Raw genomic sequence first — 24,251 nt, 5'->3', positions numbered from 1 at the left:
AAAAATAAGTCAAATTATTGGGGCTGCGCTATGATAGGGATTTTATGCTAAATCGCGGTAATTTATTTGCAATATGTCGAAACAGGTGCATTCAATCTGGTCGAAGCCGGGCGTACACCTAAACGAGGGAGCCCTATGATTAGGTCTCTAGCAAAAAAACCGGTCGTATTAAAATACGACCGGCCTACGAATGTTTAGTAGTAAGCTGACGGAACTCATTATCCCAATCAACTTAATCAACTGCTCACCAAATAATTACTTCCATCCGCCACCTAATGAACGGTAAAGTTCGGCGGTAGCACTTAGTTCATCTCTTTTAATAGTAGCAAGCGCCAATTCGCCTTGCAATACATTGCCCTGGGCTGTTATTACCTCAAGGTAGTTGGCCAGGCCGTTTTTAAACAGCATGCTGGCGTTTGTTGTTGCTTGCTGCAGGGTTTTTACACGGTTTGCAGCAATAGCTTGTTCCTGTTTCAGCTTATCAATTTTAACCAGGGCGTCAGATACCTCGCCAACTGCATTTAATACGGATTGCCTGAACTGTAGTACCGTTTTTTCGCGATCTATTTGTGCAACTTTGTAGGTGGTGCTTAATTGCTTATGATCAAGCAAAGGTGTTGCTATGCTACCGGCTACTATACCAAACAATGAAGCCGGGATGTTAAACCAATTGCTGGCCTTAAAGGAGTTAACGCCACCGCTTGCAGTGATTCTTAAAGCCGGGTACATTTCAGATTTGGTAATACCCACTTTGGCGTTAGCAATAGTTAAAGCCAGTTCCTGTGTTCTGATATCGGGCCTGCGGCTGATGATGGCCGATGGTACCCCGGCAGTTAGCGTTTCAGGGAATTTAACATCATTTAATGTGCCGTTGCGCTCAACAGCATCAGGTAAGCGGCCTGCCAAAATACTCAGGGCATTTTCCTGTACGGCTACGTTCCTTTCAAACTGTGGCACAAGCTGGGCCGCTGCCTGTTGTTGCGCCTCTGCCTGTTGTACGGCCAGTAAAGTTACCTGGCCGGCGTCATATTGTAAACGAATGATCCGGATGGTACTGTCATTCAGTTTAACATTCTTTTTGGCTATATCCAATTGCGCATCAAGCATCAGCAGGTTGTAATAACCTTGCGATACGTTTGCAACGATGTTGGTTTGAATAGCCTTTTTTGCTTCGGCTGTTTGCAGGTATTCTGCAAGGGCCTGGCGACTTTGGTTACGAATTTTGCCCCAGATATCGGCTTCCCATGAAAGGGCCAGGTTAGCAGAATAATCTTCTACATGTTTGGTGCCTATATTGTATTGGCTGATGCTTAACCCTGTTAGGCTGTTATCGCTTGGGCGACTGGTATTAGCCGTAACATTAAGCGCAACTTCTGGCACGTAGTTCCATTTAACCTGTTTAAACAGCAACTGCGCGGCGTCGATATTTTTAACCGCTATTTGCATATCATAGTTTTTGGCTATGGCGCTATCAATCAGTTTTTGCAGGGTTGCATCTGTAAAAAAGTTTTTCCACTGTATATCGGCTATGCTGCTGGTATCGGCGGTGGTTATGGCAGCGGCGCTCCTGAAAGCAACCGGCAGCTCTGGTTTGGGTGTTTCCACATCTTTTGATACTTTACRAGCGCTTAAAAAGGCCGTAAGTAATACAAAAGCTAATGGAGTTATATAACGTTTCATTTTTTGTTGTTTTGAAAGAGTCAAGAGTCAAGAATCAAGACGGAAGGCAATCTTCAATCCTATTATTCTGTAACTTTTCCTTTTCTATCTTGACTCTTGATTCTTAACTCTTGATTCTATTCTTAATTATTCTGTAGTTCCAATTTTTTAGGGTCAATTGCATGCCCTTTTTTGTGGCCTGGCCCGTCACCGTTCAGCACGGCCAATGGTACACCGCTGATTCGCTCCTGCAATCCCTGGAATATGACAAACAATACCGGGATGATGAACAATCCTAAAATTACACCTGAAACCATCCCGCCGGCTGCACCTATACTAATAGAGTGGTTACCTTGTGCTGATGGCCCTGTTGCAATACTCATCGGGAATAAACCGAATACAAAAGCCAGCGACGTCATGATGATCGGGCGTATCCTTAGCCTTGCAGCTTCAATTGCCGACTCAATTAAACCATGCCCAGCTTTTCGACGCTGTACCGCAAACTCCACAATAAGGATGGCATTTTTGGCCAGCAAGCCGATGAGCATGATTAATGCCACCTGTACATAAATGTTGTTTTCGATACCAGTTAAACCTAATACCACAAACACACCTAAAATACCTGTAGGGATTGAAAGGATAACTGCCAATGGTAATATATAGCTTTCATACTGCGCTGATAATAAGAAGTATACAAACACCAAACAAAGCATGAAGATAATAGCCGACTGACCGCCCGAAGCAATCTCCTCACGGGTTTGGCCAGCAAACTCATAGGCAAAACCTGTAGGCAATTGCTCCTGCGCTGTTTCCTGTATAGCTTTAATGGCATCACCAGAGCTATAACCCGGTTTAGGGATAGCGTTAATCTCGATAGAGTTGAACAGGTTATAACGTGAAGCCGTTTCTGAACCATATACACGGGTTAGTTTAACCAGTGTATTGATAGGCACACTTTCGCCGGCTTTATTTTTAACAAATACCCTGTCTATTGCCGAAGGATCTGTTCTGTCCGCAGTGTCAGCCTGTACTACCACCCGGTAGTATTTACCAAAGCGGTTAAAATCTGACGCCTGTGCCGTACCAAAATAAGCCTGCATTGTTTGCAAAATGTCTTTAACATTTACGCCCAGCTGACCAGCCTTTTCGTCATCAATTTCTAATTGTAACTGAGGATAATCTGCTTTGTAAGATGTAAAGGCATAAGCTATTGCTGGTTTCTGCATCAACTTTCCTATAAAGTTATTGGCAACACCACTAAATTTATCCAGCTTACCGTTGGTTTTATCCTGAAGTACCACATCCATGGCCTCTACGTTGCTAAAGCCTGGCACCGTTGGAAAACTGAACACGAAGAAAGTGCCGCCAGGTATGCCGCCTAATCTTCCTCTAACAATATTCTGTATCTCGTCAATATTTTTAACTGCTCCCCGGTCTTCATTTGGCTTTAATAAGAGGAAGATTACACCGGCAGATGGACTGCTGGATTGGGTTAAAAAGTTAAAACCAGACAACGCGGTAACAAACCTTGCCGATGGTAAAGTTTTCAGCTGATCTTCGGCTTGTTTAAAGATTTTATTGGTACCGCTTAATGATGTACCGGATGGCGTGCTAACAGCGATGGCCACAAAGCCTTGGTCTTCAGTTGGGATAAAGCCCGTTTTTGTTCTGTTTACCAGGTAAACTGTTGCTGCAATTACCAACACTAACCCGCCTATGCTTAGCCACTTTTTATTGATTAGGAATTTTAAGCCACCTACGTACCTGTTGGTCATATAATTAAAACCACCATTGAAGCCTGCATAAAATTTATCTACAAAACCTTTTTTAGGTGCGGCATGGCCATCTGCGCTATGCTTGTTCTTCAAGAACAGTGCTGCCAGGGCCGGGCTTAAGGTTAATGCGTTAACAGCCGATATAATAATAGCTATAGCCATAGTTAACGCAAACTGGCGGTAAAATATACCTGTTGAGCCTACCATGAAGCTAACCGGTAAAAACACCGCAGCCATAACCAGCGTAATAGATATAATAGCGCCTGTAATTTCGTGCATAGCCTCGGTAGTTGCCGCCTTAGGGGTTAGGCTTGGGTCGTGCTCCATTTTGGCATGTACGGCCTCCACCACCACAATGGCATCATCCACCACAATACCTATGGCCAGCACCAGGGCAAACAGGGTTAAAAGGTTAACCGAGAAGCCAAACAAATTCATGAAGAAGAATGTACCGATAATAGCTACCGGAACAGCTATAGCCGGGATCAATGTCGACCTGAAATCCTGAAGGAATATAAATACTACGATAAATACCAATATAAAAGCCTCAACCAAGGTATGTTCAACCTGGTTTATTGATTCATCAAGATCGGTTTTGGTACGATAGAACTGGTTGTATTTGATACCAGCCGGGAAATCCTTTGACAGTTTTTCCATCAGCTTATCAATACCTATTTGAATTTCATTGGCATTTGAGCCCGACAGTTGTATAATACCTACGATAATACCATCGTGACCGTTCAGGTTACTTACGCTGTTGTAAGAGTAAGCACCCAGCTCAACTCGGGCAACATCTTTTAAATGCAGTACAGAACCATCTGCATTTGCGCGGATAGCTATGTTCTGGTACTCTTCTGGTTTGGTAAGTTTACCTTTATATTTAATTACATATTCAAATGCCTCGTTGCTGCGCTCGCCAAATCTGCCCGGGGCGGCTTCAAGGTTTTTGTCCTGGATAGCTGCCATAACTTCGGCAGGCGTAACTTTGTAAGCTGCCATTTGGCCTGGGTTAARCCAAACACGCATAGAGTAATCTTTAATACCACCAAATATACTGGCCGATCCTACACCCGGAATACGTTTAATTTCGGGCACAATGTTAATCTGTGCATAGTTGGCCACAAAGGTTTGATCGTATTTTTTAGGATCTTCTGAGTAGATGGCCATAGCACCAATGAAGCTATTTTGCTGTTTGGTTGTGGTTATACCATATTGAACAACCTCGGCCGGTAACTGGCTTGTGGCCTGCGAAACACGGTTTTGAACGTTTACAGCTGCCTGATCGGGGTTGGTACCTTGTTTAAAGTAAACGGTAATACCTAATGTACCGTCGTTACTGGCGGTAGATGTCATATAGGTCATATTTTCCACACCGTTAATCGCTTCTTCTAACGAAGGCGTAACAGAACGTAAAATAGTCTCGGCATTGGCGCCAGGGTAAACAGCCGATACCAATACCGCCGGAGGGGCAATATTCGGGAACCGCTCTAAGGGCAGTTTTGTTAAACCAAGTACACCTACTATCACCAATAATATGGAGATAACGGTTGAAAGTACTGGTCTTTCTATAAATTTCTGTAACATGATTTTGATTTTTTATTTCGGATTTCGGAAGTTCGATTTCGGATTTATACCAGTGCTGCATATCATTCGTAATTGAATAATATCAATAACAACCAATTAAACCTTTTACCTTTGGCCTTTTACCTTTAACCTAAATCCTGACTCTTGATTCTTAACTCTTGATTCTTATTTTAAAGCAGCAACCTTATCAGTAGCCTTTTGAGGTGTTATTACCATACCTTCGGCTAAGTGGTCCATGCCGCTTAGTACAATCTGGTCGCCGGCTTTAAGGCCATCTTTAACAAGGTAATTTTCGCCGCTTTTGCCTACTATGTTGATAGGTACTTTTTTCACTTTATTGCTATCGGCAAGGGCGAAAACAAACACTTTATCCTGCATTTCGACAGTGGCCGACTCCGGCACTATCAATGCATCTGTATGTTGTAAGCTTAAACGTACTTTACCTGTATTACCGGCACGTAACAAACCATCGGGATTGGCAAAATTCGCCCTAATAGTAATAGCGCCAGTGTTTTTATCAAACTGGCCGTCTATTACATCTATTTTACCTTGTTTGGCATATTGGCTGCCATCGGCTAATAGTAATGACACCGTAGGCAAGTGCTGCAGTTTTTCTTTTAACGTTGTGCCAGGGTATTGTTCTTTAAAGGCTACAAAATCTTTTTCGCCCAAAGAGAAGTAAACATGTACATCATGCACATCAGATAACTGGGTTAAAGCGTCCACATCCTGCGGAGTAACCAGGCTTCCCTGTTTTTTCAGCAAACGACCGATGTAGCCGCTAACTGGTGCTTTTATTAAAGTATAGCCCAAATTGATCTGTGCGGTTGATACATTTGCCTTAGCCGATTCGATATTAGCTTTAGCAACCTGCAGGCTGGCTTTTGCGGTTTTTAACTGGTAATCAGATACTACCTTGTTTTCAACCAGCGGTGTAAGCTTGTCAACTTCAAGTTGCGCATTACCTGCAGCAGCTTCGGTCGCGTGTAAGCTTGCCAAGGCATTGTTTAAGGCGGCGCGGTAAGGCTGCTCATTTATTTTAAATATAGGCTGGCCGGCACTTACAAAAGCACCTTCGTCAACAAATACTTTGTCTAAAGCACCACTTACCTGCGGGCGAACTTCTACGTTAACAGTACCTTCTATTGATGCCGGATATTCCTGGTAAGTAGTTTGTGTGCCCGATGTTATTGCGGCAACGGGTAATGCCGGCGGTGGTGGCGCCTGCTGTGTTTGCGGCTTGGGCGAACAGCCATATAATGTAAGTGCTAAAAGCGCTAATGGGATAATTTTCATAATACTTAATTTTAAAGGTGATAGATAGTGTAGTGATTTGATGCCTTGCGGCGGGTAGATATATGTGGAGTTAATTGTTTTCATTATTGAAATACTATATATGTGCTATTTTTATTGAAATGATAACCTTGAAATTTTAGCCCTGCCCTGCCCTCTCSAAAGGAGAGGGTTCTTGATTTGCATGTTTTTTAAAGTCCTCTCCTTTGGAGAGGATTAGGTGAGGCTAACTTATTATGAGCGTACTTGTTAACCGCGCTAACGTTTAGTTGTTAAACCAGCATTAATCTGATTGTTAGATAATCTAACACTGTTAACTAACGCTATGTAAAAGTTGATATCCATGGTGATGTTGTTAATTGTTTTATATTGACTTAATTTTAGTTTAACAGTGTTAAATGATTTAACACTGTTACTTTTTGAGCAAAAATTACTCAGGTTTTATCGACCTGATGATACCGGTGATGGCATCCATTAGTACCTGCCGATTGATATCATCTGATGAACCACGGCTTAATAAGTTGATAGATACCAAGCCATGAACTACCGACCAGAAGGTGTAATACTTAGTACAGATAATATCCGACTCCGGATTGTCTATATGCATCACTTTGCCTATCACATCGGTGAACAGATCCCAGGGCATCACAGATTCTTCCAGTTTGTTTATTTCTTCGCAACAACAATTGGTTGTAACGCCAAACATAATCTGGTAAAGCTCTTTGTTGGCAAAGGCAAAATTCCAATAGGCAAGCCACATAGCCTCCAGTTGTTTTTCTGGCAGTGCATGTTGTTCGTGAGCTGCCCTCAGGTCTTTGGCTAATAACAGGTAGCCTTTGCGGGCAAGTTCCAGCAAAATAGCTTCTTTATTAGCGTAATATTCATATATGATAGGAGCGGTGTATTCAATTACATCGGCAATTTTACGCATACTTAAAGCCTGCCATCCCTCCTCTTTAACAATCTGGAGCGCGGCATCCAGGATATTGATCCTGGTTTCGTCTTTTAAGCGTTGAATACGTTCTTTACTGGCCATTTTATTTACGCCTTAAATTATTTAACAGCGTTAAGCAAATATACAGCTGTTTATTCAGGCATAGTACCATCTGTTTGTCAAATTGAGATCATGGAATTGTCAGGAGGAGCCCCCTAACCCCCTGAAGGGGGAACTTTTTGATTTGCGTAGAGGTTTTTTCTTAAAGCCTCCCCTTCAGGGGAGGTTTGGAGGGGCTATCTACTTTTTCATTAAATAGGCCAGTTGCCCCATGTGGTAGCCCTGGTGAACTGTTCTGTTGATGAGGATATTCAGTTTGTTGCGATGTGGTTCTTTTGCAAAATCTTCGGCAGGTATGGCGCTGTGTTTGGTAAACCAATCTTCGGGCTGCATGGCGTCAAATTTTTGTTTAAGGGTAGTGTTTACGTTGTGCCAGGCAGCTTTGATATCGGCTATCGGCGGTTTTTCCAGCCCTGAGGTATCGGAGTTTTTCAGGAATACCTCATCCAGATGCGGATAAAGCCGCTCGCCAAGTCCTAAATACGTAAAAAGGCCGTCGCTTACAGCGGTTAAATGCCCTAAAAGATAGGTGCCGCTGTTACGATCGGGCGCGGTAAAGCCGGCAATTTGCTCGTCGGTCAGTTTATCCAGCAACGCGTTAAGGCGGGTGTTTTGCAACTCCCAGTTTGATATGGCTATTTTAATGAATAAAGCGGTTGTTGTTTCCTGTTGAATTTCCATGATGGGATTTAATTTTGATAAATATAATGTTGTGTCATCGATAAATTGACGCTTATTCTTCAGCCCAATGTCACAAGTTGTATACGCAGAAATGAGATAGCCTTATGACTTCCGACTTAGTGCTGTTGACTTAACAATTGGTTATTTTGAAACTACCTGCCAGCCATTAAATGGCTTTACGGTAGCACAATTGGGGCTGCCGTCTTTGGCGGTTCCGGCTACATTTGTTTTAAGCATTAAAGCCGCATCCGCATTTAGCTGATCGATGATCTCCCAGGTTATTCCGGCCATCGGAATTTTGAGCCTCCTGTTCCAGGGGCTAACCTGCCCGGCCAGCGTGCCGATATCGAGGTAAATAAAGTTACCCATATAGGGACCCTGTATAAATGGCCCGCCGAACTTTGGCGAAGCATCTTTGAGCCTATCACCTTTTGTGGTTACCGTTAAATAAAAATCCAGGTCGCCCGAGTCGGTTTGCTGGATTTGTACAGTTTCATATTTATTACCCGATCCCTTTTGCAGGCCAAAGGCTACCCCCGGAGTGGGTTTTTCGAGGATGATATGAAGAGATAGTTCCATGGTTTTATTTGAATTTGATTAGTTTCAATAAACAACGGTTAAGATACTGAAATCGCAAACTATATCTTTGATCCCTAAGTGTGATTTTAATATCATTTAATTTGTCTGAACTCGAATTAAGCGAATTTTTAGAATTTCTCGAATCAGCTTTTTTAATTCTGTAAATTCAGGTTCAAACCAAACTTTTAATCGTTCAATCGCTTTATGTAATCCAAAAACATATATAAGGCCTTCTTCTTCTCTTCGGTTAAATCGAAATCAATTTTTACCATCAGGTAATCAACAATATCAAAGTCATCACGCATAGGCAACTCTTTAAATAACTCATGCCGATGATCCAGACCGTATTTCAGGGCGGCGTTAAATTCCTGCATAAAATCATGCGGGATTGGTTTGTTGGCTATCCAGCCTGCAAACATGAACGGCAGACCGGTGAACTTTTGCCATTCTTCGGCCAGATCATATACATATTTATACTGGTCTTTTTTGCCAAAGGTACGGTCGCCTATTTGAACAAAAGCCGTATCTAAATCGGTCGACAAGCTGTAGTTTGGTGCAGCCTCAATTAACTCCGGGCTGATTTTCCAATAGTTTTTGAGCAGTACACGCGCCAGGTTATTAGATGAGCGCGATTCGGGATCAAGCTGTAGGTACTTAATATCGTGTACCGGGCAATTACTGAATATAAACACCGAGTTTACCGCACCAACGGCACCAATACAGTAATCGGATACTATTTCCCAGTTGGACAGGCTTAATGTGGCCGCCACAGGAATAAGGCCGATATCCACCACGTCATCAATGAGTTTTTGGGCACAGTCAGTTGGGGTGTCCAAGCTTAGTTCTATTTTATCTACAAAACCGGTATGTTGAAGGCCGTATATAAAGGGTTTGGTATTAGTGTAGCTTACTGCTGATATTCTGATCTTTTTCACAAGAAACGTTCTCTTTCAGGATTGTTTTAAATGTTCGGCATTGTTAAAATCTACGATAGCAAATTGTTGGCCATCATAAATAACTTTGTATAAAACCAAATTTTGATGTGGGAAGTTATCCATTTCGCTCAATGGTTTGCCGGTTAAAATACAAAGCAATAAACGCATGGCGCGGCCATGCATGCAAACCAGCACAGTTTTTTCTTCGGGATGGCTCATGATCACTTCCAAAGCTTCGCGCTGGCGGATTTCTACTTCGTTGGGGCTCTCGCCGCCTTCAAATTTGCTATCGAGGTTTCCATCTAGCCAATCGCGCATAATTTGCAAAAACGCAGCTTTGTTTTCCGGTGTGGGCAGTTGGCCCTCATGTATACCCCAGGCCAGCTCATCAAGGCCTGAAAGCCTTTCAAAAGGCAATCCGCCATCCAAAAAAGGCTGAATGCTTTGCTTTGTACGTTTTAGCGCAGATATATATGCTTTATCAAAAGGTACATATTTATAAGCCGCATAAAACTGTTGTGCCTGTTTGCGGCCCTCATCGTTTAGGTCGGTATCAACCCCCCTGCCCTGGATAATTCCCAATTTGTTGTACTCAGTTTGGCCGTGACGTACTATGTATAAGGTTTTTTGCATTTTCTAGCTGAAAGCTGAAAGCACAAGGCTTAAAGCTTTTTTATTGTTGTTATATTATTTATGTGGACAACTCCAGGCAGCCCTTTCATTTTTGCTTTCAGCTTTTAGCCATCCGCCTTAAGCACTTTTATTTTTGCTTTGTGCTTTAAGCCTTCTGCTTTAGGCTTTTGTTTAGCTTAATTGATTACCGGCAGCTTGTAATATTGAGGCTTTGGCTGGGTTTCAGGAAATTTAAAATCATTGTAATCGGTAACTACGTTATAAAGCGTATCGCGCTCAATAGGGTACCTGCCTATATGCTTAATCAGTTCAACCAGTTGTTTGGTGCTCATACCGGGGTGCTGCTCTTCGGCACCTGCCATCGAGTAAATTTTGGTGGTATCGTCAAGCGTACCGTCAATATCATCTACCCCAAAATTAAGCGAAAGCTGCGCCGTGGTGCGGCTGATCATGGCCCAATAGGCCTTTATATGATCGAAATTATCCAAATAAATCCTCGCGACAGCATAATTACGCAAATCTTCAACAACAGTTGATTCGGGTACGTGCGACATCTGGTTATCCTGGTTGCGAAATTTCAACGGGATAAATGTTTGAAAACCACCTGTTTTATCCTGCAGCTGGCGTAAACGTTCCATATGGTCAACCCGGTGATGGAATTTTTCGATATGGCCGTAAAGCATGGTGGCGTTTGAGCGGCCGCCTAACTTGTGCCATTCCTCGTGTATGGCCAGCCATTGGTCGCCGGTACATTTATCTTTTGAAATCAGATCACGAACCTCGGGATGGAAGATTTCTGCGCCGCCACCTGGTATAGAGCCTAAACCGGCCTCCATCATCAGGCGCATGCCCGTGGCGTAGTCAATTTTGGCTTTTTTGAAAATGTAGTGGTATTCAACCGGCGTTAACGCCTTGATGTGCAATTCGGGGCGATGGGCACGTATGCGGCTGAAAAGCTCCTGGTAAAAAGGGACATCATATTGCGGTAGTACGCCACCTACAATATGTACTTCGGTTACCGGTTCGTCATCGTATTTGGTTACCATGTTAAACATTTCGTCCATTGTATACTCCCAGCCTTCGGCTTTTTGTTTAAGCAGGCGCGAGTACGAACAAAATTTGCAATCGTAAACACAAAGATTGGTAGGCTCGATATGGAAATTACGGTTGAAATAAGTTTTATCGCCATGGCGCTTTTCGCGGATGTAGTTGGCTAAAACACCAAGGTAACCAAGATCGCCTTGCTCATATAACGTAACACCTTCATCAAAGGTAATCCTTTCGCTGCGCTGTACCTTTTCGGCAATGTGCTTTAAATCAGCAGGCAGGTCGGGATTTTGTAATAATAACTGTAAATTATGCTCAGCTTCCATTCAAAAAACTTTGAACAAATGTAGTAAAAAAGCGGAAAGCTTAAAGCCAAAGGCCTAAAGCAAGGGGCATCTTTACAATAAGATTATGAGTGGGGAAAGCTTAAAGCCGAAGGCTGAATGCAAAAAGCAAATTGGAGAAAGCCGAAAGCTTAAGGCTGAAAGCAAAAAGCTTAAAACAAGAATTGGAATAGCTTTCGGCTTTTAGCTTATAAAGCGGTTATGGTTGTAATATTCACGCCTCTAAAGCAATCGTCGGCGCAATTACGCGGCACATAGCCGCAGTCGGAAATAAGGCCGTTGTTTTTGGCTTCAAATATGATATCATTGGTTGAGGCATCAACCTTAAGCCATTCGGTACGGGCCTTTAAGTAAATGTCATCTATGGTTAGTGCTTCGGCGGCATCATTTGGGTGTGTATTTATGGTGGCAGCGTCCTCATGCCAGGTTTCAGCGGTATCAACTTTATTGGTACCATCATTACGTGATTGTATCCGGATATAATCACGCGAAACTACCTTGCCATTACTTACGGCTACTTTGATAGTAACACCAAACCCTACCCATGAACCAAAAACTGTTGTATAGGAATAAGAGTTTTTTGAGCTGTTTTTGAAGCTTATCCAGGCTTTATAGCTGGCATCGTATTCGCTTTGTTTGGCGATGTTTTCTTTTTTACAGGCCGTGGCCGTTAATAACAGGACAATTGTAAGCAGGTACAGGTTTTTCATGTTATGTTTTTTAACAATTACGCAAAATTTACACGGCCCGCTACAACACATTACAAATAATCTTATTTACTTTGAAGGCACAACAACATCAGCAATAATGAAAACTGAAACTATAGCTATCCACGCAGGCAACCACGTAGACGGATCATCAAAAGCCGTAATACAGCCCATTGTTATGTCGACTACTTTTGAGCGTGGCAAAGATGGCGGCTTTCCCGGCGGGCATATTTACAGTAGGGCATCGAACCCTAACCGGGCCTTGCTTGAAAACGTTATAGCCAAATTAGAGAGTGGCGCCGATGCAGCTTCATTTTCATCTGGTAACGCGGCGGGCATGTCGGTATTCCAGTCGCTGGCCCCTGGTACACATATTATTTGCCCGGATGATATGTACCACGGTTTGCGTAATCAGCTTAAAAACCTATTTGCGGGTATTTTAACTTTTGATTTTGTTGATGTTAACGATATTGAGGTTTTGACTCAACATATCAAGCCCGAAACCGGGGTGATTTGGGTTGAGACGCCGTCAAACCCGTTGCTCAAGATCACCGATATTAAAAAAGTAGTTGCCTTTGCCAGGGTAAATAACATTAAAGTTGTTGTTGACAATACCTTTGCCACGCCTATATGCCAGCAACCATTAGCTTTGGGTGCCGATATAGTAATGCACTCGGCCACCAAATATTTTGGAGGGCACAGCGATTTAATGGGCGGCGCATTAATCACCGCCGAAAAAAGCGATTGGTGGGCAAAAATACGACAGGTACAGGAAATGGGTGGCGCTATCCCCTCCCCAACCGACTGCTACTGGCTGGTGCGAAGTATTAAAACCCTGCCTTACCGGGTTAAGGGCCATGTACACAATGCGCAACTGTTAGCTGAGTTTTTAGAGCAGCACCCTAAAGTAGAGCAAGTATTATATCCCGGCCTGCCATCGCATCCGCAGCATGAGATTGCCAAAGAGCAGATGCTGGCCTTCGGCGGCATGCTTTCGTTTATTATTAAGGGCGATGAAAACGATACGCACAACATCATCAACAAACTCAAAATATTTACCAAAGCAACCAGCTTAGGCGGTGTGGAAAGCCTAATTGAGCACCGCGCAACCGTAGAAGGCCCCGACACTAAAACACCAAGGAATTTATTGCGGGTTTCGGTTGGGTTAGAACATATTGATGATTTGGTGGAAGATTTGGAGCAAGCCCTTTTCGAAAGGTAAAGGGAAAAAGGTATATTTAGGATAAGATTTGACGTGAGAAATCTTTTTCATTTATTGCTTTTCATGCTGCCTACATCTTCGTTAAAAAGCAGTTTTGACCGCTAAATTTACCATCTCTTCCGCATATTGATTGGTTTTGTGACCACTAATTCGTGTGGTTATTATTGGCATATCTTTGTATATGGCAGCTATCCGCTGTTCGAATTTATCTTTCATATTTACAAACCTGCCCGGATTTTTATAGTAGTACTCTACAGCGCACAAGCGGGCTGCAGGGTTTTTGCTAAAAAGAAGCATATAATCAGTTTCTGGCGTTAGCTTGCTTTTTACGGCGTTGAAATTAATCCGACTATCTAACTGGATCAAGAAATAGCCCATTACAAGATAATAGCCGTAGGTAGTCCCGGAAAAAGGTGTCATTAAAAACCGTAGCTGTTTATTTTTCGAGACAATTTTAACACTGTCGTTTAGTGGTTTTGACATCCCATCATAGTTAAAATAGACCGGTTCAGAATGTGTTTCCTGCTTAAATTTAAATAAAGGAGAACATATTTTTTTATACCTGGCATTTAGGAGGGCGTTATACGGTATGCCGGCATCTAACTTATAACTTATCAACGAATCTTTAAAAAATATAAACTGATAACCTATTCGCAGGTAGTCTGATTCATAAATCCTTGAGACCTCAGAATACCCAAAGCCAATATCCTCCATTGCATGTTTTGACGTAATAAGCAGATTGAGCACCCCCGCGGGATTTGTTTTATAGGTATCAGCCAGTTTTCTGATAAAAAGAGAATCAGCAGTAACAACCTGTTGGTTTACGTTTTCTACTTTTTCCCTCTCCTGCCCAAACATCATGGTTGTTGAACAGCAAATGAAAATTACAAAAGCGAAAAACTTATTCATGCAATGGTTTATTGGCGATACAAGATAATAAAATTTGGCATTTAAAAACAATCCTTCGCCACGGTCTATGCCCTCTCAAACCGCTATTCCAGATGTTGTCGCTTGGATTAGATAATTCGACTACTAATCGGAAAGATGCCTGTGAGGATACAGGCATCGGAGCAACAACAAAGATTTTGACACAAAAACCTTTTACCTTTCGCCTTTTACCTTTACTCTTCGCCTCTTAATAAAAATAAAATTTGGTATTTAAATAAATATCCGCTTATCTTTGGGACATTATTTGGTAGCGATACCATAGTCAATCAATTCTCCGCATAGTTCGGGTATTGATTTATAAAGAAGCGGCGAGAGATCAGGCTCAATGACCCGCTGGCAACCCTTCAGTTTTGAAGAAGGTGCCAATTCCTGTCCCGGCAAATAACACCGGGGGATATAAATTTATAGCCATGAAAAGTTTAATTACAATTACTACAAGCAACATTTTTAATACCCAAAACGGTAACATACAACGCATTAGCCCAATTATCGGCTGCATTTGTATGTGTTGCTGCTGTTGATGCTTTAATACGTCCATTTTTCAATCCCTGGAAACATACGTGTTGTAAAACTGGTAAACATTTTATCAGCTTGTCAAAAATCCATCTAAACAACAAAATTTAATTATAACCTTTTAAAAATCTACAACTATGTCAGCCTTAAAATTCGAAACCTTACAATTACACGCCGGCCAGGAAGTTGACCCTACTACAGGTTCACGCGCGGTACCACTTTATCAAACTACATCGTACGTATTTAAAAACGCCGAGCATGGCGCCAACCTGTTTGCCCTTAAAGAGTTTGGCAATATTTATACCCGTTTGATGAACCCCACTACCGATGTGTTTGAAAAACGCATTGCCGCTTTAGAAGGTGGCGTTGCGGCTTTAGCCACCGCATCGGGTCAGGCCGCCCAGTTTATAGCTTTAAATAACATCTTACAAGTCGGCGATAATTTTGTGACCTCACCATTTTTATATGGCGGCACTTATAATCAGTTTAAAGTTGCGTTTAAACGCTTAGGCATTGATGTTCGTTTTGCCAAAGACGACACCGCCGAAAGCCTTGAAGCTTTAATAGATGATAAAACCAAGGCCATTTACCTGGAAACTATAGGTAACCCTGGCTTTACAATTGCCGATTTTGATAAAGTTGGCGCATTGGCCAAAAAGCACGATCTGCCGCTGATTGTTGATAATACTTTTGGAGCAGGCGGCTATTTATTCCGTCCGTTGGAGCATGGCGCAAGCGTGGTGGTACAATCAACCACCAAATGGATTGGCGGTCATGGTACCAGCATTGGTGGCGTTATTGTTGATGGCGGCAACTACAACTGGGGCAACGGCAAGTTTCCGCAGTTCACCGAGCCTTCTGAAGGTTACCACGGGTTGGTTTTTGCCGATGTATTTGGCATTGGCGGTCCGTTTGGCAACATTCAGTTTATTATTCGTGCCCGTGTAGAAGGCTTGCGCGATTTTGGCCCTTCGCAATCGCCATTTAATTCATGGCTGAATATACAGGGACTGGAAACACTATCATTACGGGTGCAACGCCATGTAGATAATACACTGGAACTGGCTAAATGGCTTGACCAGCATCCGCAGGTAGCATCAGTAAACTATCCGGGATTAGCATCATCGCCATACCACGAATTAGCAAAAAAATACCTGAAAAATGGTTTCGGAGCTGTGTTATCTTTTGAGATTGATGGCGATAAAGAAGCAGCGGGTAAATTAATAGATAGCCTGAAACTGGTGAGTCATTTAGCCAATGTGGGCGATGCTAAAACGCTCATCATACAGCCATCGGCCACAACACATCAGCAGCTATCTGATGAAGAACAGCTATCGGCAGGCGTTACCCCAACATCGTTAAGGGTAGCGGTTGGTATTGAGCATATTGACGATATAAAAGCAGATTTTGAACAGGCATTTGCCAAAATAAAAGAGGCGCAAGCCGAATTGGTTTAAAGTCTTAAGTCGAAAGTCTTAAGTTCTGAGTTAAAAAAATAACGACTTAGAACTTAAGACTCAAGACTTTCGACTGAAAGTAAGATAGAATGAACACAGAAATATTTAAGTACACACAAACTTTTGAGCTGGAATCTGGCGAACAACTACAGCAACTGGAGATAGGCTTTCATACTTATGGCCGCTTAAACCAAGAGCGGGACAACGTGGTGTGGGTATGCCACGCCCTGACAGCCAATGCCGATGTTTTTGATTGGTGGAAAGGTTTTGTGGGCACTGCAAATAAATTTAACCCCGAAGAACATTTTATAGTTTGTGCCAATATTTTGGGTTCGCCATATGGTACAACTAATCCGGCAAGCACAAATCCGGAAACTGGTTTGCCATATTTTTTAACATTCCCCCAGTTTACTATCWGGGACATAGTTAAGGCCCACCAGTTATTAGCCGACCATTTGGGCGTGGGCAATATTCATATCCTTATTGGTGGCTCATTGGGTGGCCAGCAGGCTATTGAATGGGGCATCATCCAACCAAACCGTATCAAAAACCTTATTTTGATAGCAACCAACGCACGGCATTCGCCATGGGGCATCGCGTTTAATGAGTCGCAGCGTTTGGCTTTAAGTGCCGACGCCACTTTTAACAATAACACTATTGAAGGCGGCCAAAACGGCTTAAAGGCCGCCAGGAGTATAGCGCTGCTCTCCTACCGTACCTATAAAACTTACGGTATTACACAGCAGGAGGAGATTGATAGCAAAACCGATAATTTTAAGGCATCAACCTACCAGGAATACCAGGGCCAAAAACTGGTGAACCGGTTTAATGCCTACAGCTACTGGTATTTAACCAAGGTGATGGACTCGCACAACGTAGGCCGCGGCCGTAACGGTGTTGAGAAAGCATTAAGCATTATAAAAGCCCGTACGCTGGTTATTGGTATCAAGTCAGATGTGTTATTCCCCATCGAAGAGCAGGAATACCTGTTCAGGCATATTCCTAAATCGGCCTTTGCCGAATTGGATTCGTTTTATGGCCACGATGGTTTTTTAATTGAAACAGAAGCATTAACAAATATTATCACATCATTTTTTAAAACTGATGTAAAAGGAAAAATTATAGAATTGCAACGTACAGCGTAATGAGTAAAAAGTTAAGTATAGGATTATTTGGATTTGGCGTAGTTGGACAGGGATTATATGATATCATCAAGACAAAAAATTTAAACATCGAAATTGTAAAATTTGCTATTAAGGATCCGCACAAAGAGCGCTCCCTGCCGGCACATTTATTTACAACAGATAAAGACGAGTTGCTAAACAACCCGGAGATTAATACCATTGTAGAATTGATTAACGATACCGAGGCTGCTTTTGAAATTGTATCAAGGGCATTAAGCAGCGGGAAAAACGTGGTATCGGCCAGTAAAAAAATGATAGCGCTTCATTTAGAAGAGCTGATTGAGCTACAGCACAAACATGGCACTTCATTATTATACGAAGGCGCGGTTTGCGGTAGTATCCCTATTATCCGTAACTTGGAAGAGTATTATGATAATGAACTGCTACACTCCATAAGCGGAATTTTTAACGGATCATCAAATTATATCTTATCTAAAGGCTTTATTGAAGGCCTTGATTATGATAGTGCCCTTAAACAGGCGCAAGACCTTGGTTTTGCCGAAACCGACCCTGCCAGCGACGTAGGCGGTTACGATGCCAAATACAAGCTGGTTATTGCTGCGGCACATGCCTATGGCGTAATAGTACAGCCAGATGAGGTTTTCAATTTAGGCATTCAGAACCTTGCTGCCCAGGATTTACAATACGCCCGCGAAAAGAACCTGAAAATTAAACTGGTTCCCGTAGCTAAAGAATTGGACGATAGCAACGTGGCCATGTTTGTATTGCCTAAATTCGTTAACAGTACCGAGTTTTTATATAACGTGGAGTACGAGTACAATGGGGTAACGGTACAAGCCGCCTTTGCCGATCAGCAATTCTTTTTCGGAAAAGGCGCCGGTGGCCACCCTACCGGTTCGGCCGTGCTATCAGATATAGCCGCGTTGCGCTATAGCTACCAATACGAGTACAAAAAAGCCAAAGAAAAAACAGGACTTCAATTTACCAACGATGTGGAGTTTGATATCTATTTAAGGTATGATGACGAGCGATTGGTAGAAGATTTGAAATTTATTTCGATAAAAGAACGCTATTATTCTGGCGATTATAAATTTGTTATCGGAAAAGTTAATTTACAAAGCCTCATTGATAACCAATTGCAAATAACCGAAGGAAAGGCGTTTGTTGCCTTTGCCGGCCAGCTTACCGGCGTTAGCCTGGCATCGATATAAGTGAAAGCCTGAATAATTATAAAGCAAATTTTGCTTTGTTAGCTTATAACAAAAGAAAGGGTATCCGTTTTGGGTACCCTTTCTTTGTGTTATAAAAATTTATTTTGTTATACAGCCCGATAGTGCACCGGCTCCTGGTATATCATTATCAGGCAGAACGGCAAAGCTACCGTCCTCATGTAAAACTTTTAGGTTTTTTCTGTTGGGGCCATTCCTTTCAAGCGTATGACTATCCGCAGTCATATCTGGATTAACATTAGTGCCCCTCATCCACATATTGTTAGCCTGGTTTTGGTTTAGTTCTCCATACTTTCTCATGGTCTTATCCTCCTTTATATTTTAGGTTATTAATTCTAAAATTATTCATGGCCACGAATTCAGTTGGTGATAAGTCTGGGCACGCTCTTTTGTAGCTGGGATTTTATCCTCGTTATATAAAATATAAACTCATTATTGTTCTATATATTATCCCGAAAGAGCGATAAAGAAGAGGCCGACCGGTACGGATAGCCCCTCCTTATTTTCAAGCAGCGAGTTCTGTTTGGTTAGTAAAGCCGGCTGGTCGCCGGCACGATGTTATAATCATCGCTAATAATAATTCAAGCTCCTAAAACTATATACCTTCGGTACCCGGCTCATGCCCTACCATACGGCCTGTTGTACGGCCCTGCGGGCGACTGGCAAAATCGGTTTTAGCTGGCCCAACTGATGGAAACTCTTTCTTATTTGGTGGGGTTACATCAGTTTGTTCGCTGTAAGATGTATCGGCGCTTCTGGTAGGCTGATCAACTTCTACCTGGCTATGGCTACCTACACCTTCTGTCCTGGTTTTACGTTCTTCGGGAGTTTCGTTTGGATACTCGTCGGTTACATCAAACTCTTCGTCCAAATCATCGCCATCATCTTCTAAGTCGCGATTAGCGTTATAGGCATGGGCATTGTTTACAGAAGCTGACCCAGTATTTTGGTAATCACTATCCTGGTTTTCCCAGGTTTCATTATGCATATTCATAGGTTTTAATTTTAGTTGTTAATTAATAAACCCATTGAAATAGCATATTGTTTTCTAATTAAGAAAATAACTTTCGGCAGTATATGCAGATTTTAGATGTGCAGAACGGATATAGTTAAACGAATGTACTAAGCCATCGTCATTGCGAGGCACGAAGCAATGACGAACTATGTGGGACTTAGCATGTAGGGGATTGCTTCGTGCCTCGCAATGACGGTGGTTTGATATTGACAGTCAATAACTTACAAACACTCCATTATGAGCGTGTTGCGGCAATCGCGGACTGTGAAAAGCGGATATATCTTAATAGTATATTAATCAACATTTTACGCGCTTACCAAGCAAAGCTCTTTTACCTTGGCTACGGTGAAATCAACTTCGTCTTTGGTGTTGTATTTGGAGAAGGAGAACCTCACCGATGGCCTTGATGAACTTGCACCTATCGAGGTAAGTACGTGCGAGCCAATATCGGTACCCGAACTGCAGGCGCTGCCGCCTGATGCTGATATACCGCTGATATCTAAATTAAATAACAACATATCGGCCATTTCCATTTCGGGGAAAGCAACGTTAAGTACTGTGTACAGGCTCTTTTCAGGATCGGTTTCGCCGTTAAAGTTTACGCCGGGAATTTCGCTGGTTAATTTGCCCAGCATGTATGATTTTAAGCCTTGGATATGTGCCTGGTGTTGCTCCATTTCGGCGTAAGCCAGTTCCAAAGCTTTGGCCAGGCCAACAATGCCGTAAATATTTTCGGTACCGCCACGCATATTACGCTCCTGCGAGCCGCCGTATATTAAGGGCTTTATTTTAATGCGGTGATTGATGTGTAAAAAGCCAACGCCTTTAGGCCCATGCAGTTTATGACCGGCGCAAACCAAAAAATGAGTTTTAAGCTTGCTCAGGTCATGCTGATAGTGCCCCATGGTTTGTACCGTATCGCAATGATAAATGGCGCTATAGGCCTCGCAAAGGTCGCCAATGCGGTTCATATCCGATAGGGTGCCAATCTCGTTATTGGCGTGCATGATAGATACAAAACTCCTGGCATTATTTTTCAATAAAGCTTCCAGGTGGTCGTAATCTACATTGCCTTTACTATCAATATTAACAAAGCTTAGTTTGATGATACCCGATTTTTCCATAGCCTCCAGTGTATGCAATACGGCATGATGCTCAATATGACTGGTTATGGCATGGGTAATGTTATGATCAATAATGCCGCAACGGATAGCTGTATTATCGGCTTCGGTGCCGCTCGAGGTAAAAAATATTTCAGCAGGCGAAGTATGCAGCAGCCCCGCTATGGTTTTGCGCGATCTTTCGATTAGCGTGCGCGCCTCCCTCCCATGTGAATGAATTGACGACGGATTACCATAATGGTTTTCCATCACTTTATACATTTCTTTTAAAACTTCAGGGTCAAGCGGCGTAGTAGCAGCATTGTCAAAATAAACACGCATCGTTATAGTAATTATTGATTTATTGAATTACTTAATTAGTGATTTGAAGAGCAAACTCAACAATTCATCAATTCAATCCTTCAACAAATGGGTCAGTTAACTTATAAAAACTCTTTATTAAATTACAATTTAATGATTTGGTTATGTCTAACTCAATAATTCACTAAATCGATAATTCAATAATTAATTCAAAATTTCTTTAATATCTGTGATTATCTTATTTGCCAGTCCGTTTGCAACCGTTTCTGAATTGCCCTCGGAGTAAATACGGATAATCGGTTCAGTATTTGAACGACGCAAATGTACCCATTCTTTATCAAATTCTATTTTCAAACCGTCAATTGTTGAGTGCGGTTGTTTCATGTATTTTTCTTCAACCTTGATCAAAAGGGCATCAATATCCATTTCTGGGGTTAAAGTGATCTTATTTTTAGAAATAAAATAACCGGGATATGACCGACGCAGGTTTGAAACCGACTTGCCATATTTAGCCAGGTGGGTTAAAAACAAGGCAATACCAACTAAAGCATCGCGGCCGTAGTGTATTTCGGGGTAAATAATACCGCCATTACCTTCGCCGCCAATAACGGCGTTAACCGCTTTCATTTTGTTAACCACGTTCACCTCGCCTACTGCCGACGCGTGATATTCGCCCCCGGCCTTTTCGGTAACATCGCGCAACGCACGGGTTGACGACAGGTTGGATACCGTATTACCCAAATTATTCTGCAACACGTAATCGGCCACGGCAACCAGCGTATACTCCTCACCAAACATATTGCCGTCCTCGCAAACAAAGCAAAGGCGATCAACATCCGGGTCAACGGCTATACCTAAATGGGCACGCTTACTCAAAACTTCTTTTGACAGGGCCGTAAGGTTCTCGGGCAAAGGTTCGGGATTGTGCGGAAAATTCCCATCGGGCTCACAATATAATTGGTGAACGGTTTTTACACCCAGTGCCTTTAGCAAGGCTGGTACAAAAATACCACCGGTAGAATTCACACAATCAATTACAATATTAAAATCGGCTTTCCTTATAGCTTCCACATCAACCAGTGGCAATGCCAGTACAAGGTCGATATGTTTTTGCAACCAGCTATCGTCAAGGGTAACCTTGCCAAGGTCGTTTACATCGGCATATTTAAAATCGCTGTTTTCGGCAATTTCTAATACTTCTTTACCATCAGCATCACTTATAAATTCACCATCGGCATTCAATAACTTAAGCGCGTTCCATTGTTTAGGGTTGTGGCTTGCTGTTAGTATAATGCCGCCTGCCGCCTGCTCACCGGTAACTGCAACTTCAACAGTGGGCGTAGTTGAAAGGCCAAGGTCAATTACATCAATACCAAGGCCTTGTAAGGTACCTACTACCAGGTTATTAACCATGGTGCCCGATATGCGTGCATCACGGCCTATCACAATTTTTTTTATCCCCGATTTTTTAACGGCCCATGAGCCATAAGCCGAAGTGAATTTTACAATATCCAGCGGTGTTAAACCATCGCCAACAGCACCGCCAATGGTGCCGCGTATCCCCGAAATTGATTTTATAAGTGTCAAAATTGTAATTGTTTTTTGTTGGACAAAAGTAAAATATTTAACCGATAGCCTAGTACAATTTATATTTTTCTGCAAACGTTTGCCCGGTAAAAGATGTGCTAAAAATGCTAAAAAATCATTTTATCACTCATGATTTTAACTAAACCCGCATACAACCAAATGTAAAATCAAAACGTTGATGGATTGAATGTTTGTATATTTAAGCGGTAATCACAAAACGCAGCAAACAAAAGCGTTTGGATTGTACTAATTAAAAAAGCTTTACTACCTGGTAAAACGTTATAAAAATGAAAATTGTACTTTTTTGTTTTATTCTTATTGCACCTATTTTTGTACAGGCGCAATCATCTTTTACAGTAACGGGTAAAGGTGGTTTAAATGATGGCGATAAAATATACTTGGTTTATAAAGTAAATAACAAGCCACTCATTGACTCTGTAAGTGTCATCAACCATCAATTTAAATTTGCAGGTACAACTACAGGTATTCATTCGGGTTATGTATGCCGGAATGACAATCCGGATACTGCCTCCATACTTCGCGATGCTAAGAATTTTTATATCGAACCAGGCAATATAATGATCACTACCAATGATTCTTTGTATAACGCCGAACTATCTGGCACAACCACAAATAATGATCTATCTGTGCTAACACATCAATTAGAAAGTTATTCGCGGGAGCGTAACCAAATAGAAGCTGATTATGATGCATTAACAGCGCAGCAAGTAAAAGATATTGAGATGATAGCCCCGATCAGGGCAAGGCTAAAGTTGGTATTGTTAAAAATGAGCCCGGTACAATTGTCATTTATTAAAAGCCATCCACAATCATATGTCAGCTTGGTTACGTTACAGGAGATTGTAAACAACGAAGATATGTTAGCTAAAAATAGCGCTGCCTTCAATAGTTTATCCCCTTCGCTTAAAGCAACTTCTTTAGGGCTAAAATTGAAAAAAATAATTGCAGCGCTATCTAAAACAGCAATAGGATCAACAGCAAAAAACTTTACGCTAACCGATAATAAAGGTAATCGCGTCAGGCTTTCAAACTTTAGGGGCAAATACACGTTGGTTGATTTTTGGGCCTCATGGTGTTTACCCTGCCGCGAGGAAATGCCCAATGTTGTCCTTGCTTACAACAAATTTAAAAGTAAAGACTTTACTGTGGTAGGTATTTCTCTCGATGATGCAAAAGACAAGAAGGCCTGGATCAATGCTATCAGTGCCGACGGAGCGTTATGGACACAATTACTGGATGCTAATAAAAAAGTAAAAGCCTTGTATGGCATAACTACCATACCGGCAAATATTTTGATAAACCCTGATGGTAAAATCATCGCCAGAAATTTGAAAGACAAAACGTTACTAATTAAACTGGATGAGTTGCTTGGCGGTAAATAGTTTTCAGGCAAATAATAACC

20 protein-coding genes and 1 riboswitch are annotated in these 24,251 nt (G+C 42.1%); of the genes, 5 read left to right on the top strand and 15 right to left on the bottom strand.

The features are described from left to right. Window positions 1–255 precede the first annotated feature (255 nt). From AC1DV1_RS25465 to AC1DV1_RS25420, 10 genes are all read right to left on the bottom strand, one after another. Complete coding sequence (locus tag AC1DV1_RS25465) at window positions 256–1,680, bottom strand: efflux transporter outer membrane subunit (RefSeq protein WP_477365497.1); 1,425 nt, start codon at window positions 1,678–1,680, stop codon at window positions 256–258. A 122-nt stretch (window positions 1,681–1,802) separates the two neighbouring features. Continuing rightward, window positions 1,803–5,018, bottom strand: a complete 3,216-nt coding sequence (locus AC1DV1_RS25460; protein ID WP_477365494.1) for an efflux RND transporter permease subunit — start codon at window positions 5,016–5,018, stop codon at window positions 1,803–1,805. 165 nt (window positions 5,019–5,183) lie between these two features. Next, window positions 5,184–6,314, bottom strand: coding sequence for an efflux RND transporter periplasmic adaptor subunit (locus AC1DV1_RS25455; RefSeq protein WP_477365491.1), 1,131 nt, complete (start codon window positions 6,312–6,314; stop codon window positions 5,184–5,186). Between the two features lie 427 nt (window positions 6,315–6,741). Next, on the bottom strand, window positions 6,742–7,347 hold the full coding sequence (locus tag AC1DV1_RS25450) for a TetR/AcrR family transcriptional regulator (protein WP_477365488.1): 606 nt from the start codon (window positions 7,345–7,347) through the stop codon (window positions 6,742–6,744). A gap of 198 nt (window positions 7,348–7,545) precedes the next feature. Beyond that, window positions 7,546–8,046: a DinB family protein gene (locus tag AC1DV1_RS25445; protein WP_477365485.1), complete on the bottom strand. Its 501-nt coding sequence runs from the start codon at window positions 8,044–8,046 to the stop codon at window positions 7,546–7,548. A gap of 141 nt (window positions 8,047–8,187) precedes the next feature. After that, entirely contained in the window at window positions 8,188–8,625 is a 438-nt protein-coding gene (locus AC1DV1_RS25440; protein ID WP_477365482.1) for a DUF5990 family protein, read from the bottom strand. Between the two features lie 185 nt (window positions 8,626–8,810). After that, window positions 8,811–9,560 (bottom strand): menaquinone biosynthetic enzyme MqnA/MqnD family protein, encoded by a 750-nt coding sequence (locus AC1DV1_RS25435; protein ID WP_477365479.1) that lies wholly within the window; start codon window positions 9,558–9,560, stop codon window positions 8,811–8,813. 15 nt (window positions 9,561–9,575) lie between these two features. Then, on the bottom strand, window positions 9,576–10,193 hold the full coding sequence (locus AC1DV1_RS25430; protein ID WP_477365476.1) for a histidine phosphatase family protein: 618 nt from the start codon (window positions 10,191–10,193) through the stop codon (window positions 9,576–9,578). A 176-nt stretch (window positions 10,194–10,369) separates the two neighbouring features. Continuing rightward, complete coding sequence (gene mqnE, locus AC1DV1_RS25425) at window positions 10,370–11,566, bottom strand: aminofutalosine synthase MqnE (protein WP_477365473.1); 1,197 nt, start codon at window positions 11,564–11,566, stop codon at window positions 10,370–10,372. A 206-nt stretch (window positions 11,567–11,772) separates the two neighbouring features. Further along, the gene (locus tag AC1DV1_RS25420) at window positions 11,773–12,294 is read right to left on the bottom strand and encodes a hypothetical protein (RefSeq protein ID WP_477365470.1); all 522 of its coding nucleotides are present in this window, start codon (window positions 12,292–12,294) and stop codon (window positions 11,773–11,775) included. A gap of 97 nt (window positions 12,295–12,391) precedes the next feature. On the opposite strand from AC1DV1_RS25420, the gene AC1DV1_RS25415 reads away from it, so the two are divergent. Further along, a complete protein-coding gene (locus tag AC1DV1_RS25415) occupies window positions 12,392–13,513 on the top strand; it encodes a trans-sulfuration enzyme family protein (RefSeq protein WP_477365467.1) in 1,122 nt (373 codons plus the stop codon). 81 nt (window positions 13,514–13,594) lie between these two features. On the opposite strand, the gene AC1DV1_RS25410 is transcribed toward AC1DV1_RS25415, so the two are convergent. Next, complete coding sequence (locus AC1DV1_RS25410; RefSeq protein WP_477365464.1) at window positions 13,595–14,422, bottom strand: hypothetical protein; 828 nt, start codon at window positions 14,420–14,422, stop codon at window positions 13,595–13,597. Between the two features lie 331 nt (window positions 14,423–14,753). Continuing rightward, window positions 14,754–14,864: riboswitch (SAM riboswitch) on the top strand. A gap of 247 nt (window positions 14,865–15,111) precedes the next feature. Here AC1DV1_RS25410 and AC1DV1_RS25405 point away from each other — a divergent pair. From AC1DV1_RS25405 to AC1DV1_RS25395, 3 genes are all read left to right on the top strand, one after another. Next, on the top strand, window positions 15,112–16,431 hold the full coding sequence (locus AC1DV1_RS25405) for an O-acetylhomoserine aminocarboxypropyltransferase/cysteine synthase family protein (protein WP_477365461.1): 1,320 nt from the start codon (window positions 15,112–15,114) through the stop codon (window positions 16,429–16,431). Between the two features lie 89 nt (window positions 16,432–16,520). Continuing rightward, complete coding sequence (locus tag AC1DV1_RS25400; protein ID WP_477365458.1) at window positions 16,521–17,576, top strand: homoserine O-acetyltransferase family protein; 1,056 nt, start codon at window positions 16,521–16,523, stop codon at window positions 17,574–17,576. After that, window positions 17,576–18,787 (top strand): homoserine dehydrogenase, encoded by a 1,212-nt coding sequence (locus tag AC1DV1_RS25395; protein WP_477365454.1) that lies wholly within the window; start codon window positions 17,576–17,578, stop codon window positions 18,785–18,787. Before AC1DV1_RS25400 ends, AC1DV1_RS25395 begins: the two co-directional genes overlap by 1 nt. Before the next feature lie 99 nt (window positions 18,788–18,886). On the opposite strand, the gene AC1DV1_RS25390 is transcribed toward AC1DV1_RS25395, so the two are convergent. From AC1DV1_RS25390 to glmM, 4 genes are all read right to left on the bottom strand, one after another. Further along, window positions 18,887–19,105 carry a hypothetical protein gene (locus AC1DV1_RS25390; RefSeq protein ID WP_477365451.1) on the bottom strand — a complete coding sequence of 73 codons (219 nt, stop codon included), beginning with the start codon at window positions 19,103–19,105 and terminating at the stop codon, window positions 18,887–18,889. Window positions 19,106–19,400: 295 nt separating this feature from the next. Continuing rightward, the gene (locus AC1DV1_RS25385; RefSeq protein ID WP_477365448.1) at window positions 19,401–19,799 is read right to left on the bottom strand and encodes a hypothetical protein; all 399 of its coding nucleotides are present in this window, start codon (window positions 19,797–19,799) and stop codon (window positions 19,401–19,403) included. Window positions 19,800–20,125: 326 nt separating this feature from the next. Beyond that, the gene (locus AC1DV1_RS25380) at window positions 20,126–21,262 is read right to left on the bottom strand and encodes a cysteine desulfurase family protein (protein ID WP_477365445.1); all 1,137 of its coding nucleotides are present in this window, start codon (window positions 21,260–21,262) and stop codon (window positions 20,126–20,128) included. A gap of 183 nt (window positions 21,263–21,445) precedes the next feature. Next, the gene (gene glmM / locus AC1DV1_RS25375) at window positions 21,446–22,828 is read right to left on the bottom strand and encodes a phosphoglucosamine mutase (protein WP_477365442.1); all 1,383 of its coding nucleotides are present in this window, start codon (window positions 22,826–22,828) and stop codon (window positions 21,446–21,448) included. Window positions 22,829–23,115: 287 nt separating this feature from the next. On the opposite strand from glmM, the gene AC1DV1_RS25370 reads away from it, so the two are divergent. Further along, entirely contained in the window at window positions 23,116–24,231 is a 1,116-nt protein-coding gene (locus AC1DV1_RS25370; protein ID WP_477365439.1) for a redoxin domain-containing protein, read from the top strand. Window positions 24,232–24,251: the final 20 nt, after the last annotated feature.

It is taken from the genome of Mucilaginibacter sp. P4_D1 (genome assembly GCF_056401935.1).
Note: the sequence above shows the minus strand (reverse complement) of the source record. Positions and strands in the feature narration are given on the sequence as shown.

Excerpts from the sequence above, each read along its gene's own strand:
- AC1DV1_RS25455 (WP_477365491.1), bottom strand. The coding sequence starts at position 6,314 with ATGAAAATTATCCCATTAGCGCTTTTAGCACTTACATTATATGGCTGT.
- AC1DV1_RS25450 (WP_477365488.1), bottom strand. The coding sequence starts at position 7,347 with ATGGCCAGTAAAGAACGTATTCAACGCTTAAAAGACGAAACCAGGATC.
- AC1DV1_RS25445 (WP_477365485.1), bottom strand. The coding sequence starts at position 8,046 with ATGGAAATTCAACAGGAAACAACAACCGCTTTATTCATTAAAATAGCC.
- AC1DV1_RS25440 (WP_477365482.1), bottom strand. The coding sequence starts at position 8,625 with ATGGAACTATCTCTTCATATCATCCTCGAAAAACCCACTCCGGGGGTA.
- AC1DV1_RS25430 (WP_477365476.1), bottom strand. The coding sequence starts at position 10,193 with ATGCAAAAAACCTTATACATAGTACGTCACGGCCAAACTGAGTACAAC.
- mqnE (WP_477365473.1), bottom strand. The coding sequence starts at position 11,566 with ATGGAAGCTGAGCATAATTTACAGTTATTATTACAAAATCCCGACCTG.
- AC1DV1_RS25420 (WP_477365470.1), bottom strand. The coding sequence starts at position 12,294 with ATGAAAAACCTGTACCTGCTTACAATTGTCCTGTTATTAACGGCCACG.
- AC1DV1_RS25415 (WP_477365467.1), top strand. The coding sequence starts at position 12,392 with ATGAAAACTGAAACTATAGCTATCCACGCAGGCAACCACGTAGACGGA.
- AC1DV1_RS25410 (WP_477365464.1), bottom strand. The coding sequence starts at position 14,422 with ATGAATAAGTTTTTCGCTTTTGTAATTTTCATTTGCTGTTCAACAACC.
- AC1DV1_RS25405 (WP_477365461.1), top strand. The coding sequence starts at position 15,112 with ATGTCAGCCTTAAAATTCGAAACCTTACAATTACACGCCGGCCAGGAA.
- AC1DV1_RS25395 (WP_477365454.1), top strand. The coding sequence starts at position 17,576 with ATGAGTAAAAAGTTAAGTATAGGATTATTTGGATTTGGCGTAGTTGGA.
- AC1DV1_RS25390 (WP_477365451.1), bottom strand. The coding sequence starts at position 19,105 with ATGAGAAAGTATGGAGAACTAAACCAAAACCAGGCTAACAATATGTGG.
- AC1DV1_RS25385 (WP_477365448.1), bottom strand. The coding sequence starts at position 19,799 with ATGAATATGCATAATGAAACCTGGGAAAACCAGGATAGTGATTACCAA.
- AC1DV1_RS25380 (WP_477365445.1), bottom strand. The coding sequence starts at position 21,262 with ATGCGTGTTTATTTTGACAATGCTGCTACTACGCCGCTTGACCCTGAA.
- AC1DV1_RS25370 (WP_477365439.1), top strand. The coding sequence starts at position 23,116 with ATGAAAATTGTACTTTTTTGTTTTATTCTTATTGCACCTATTTTTGTA.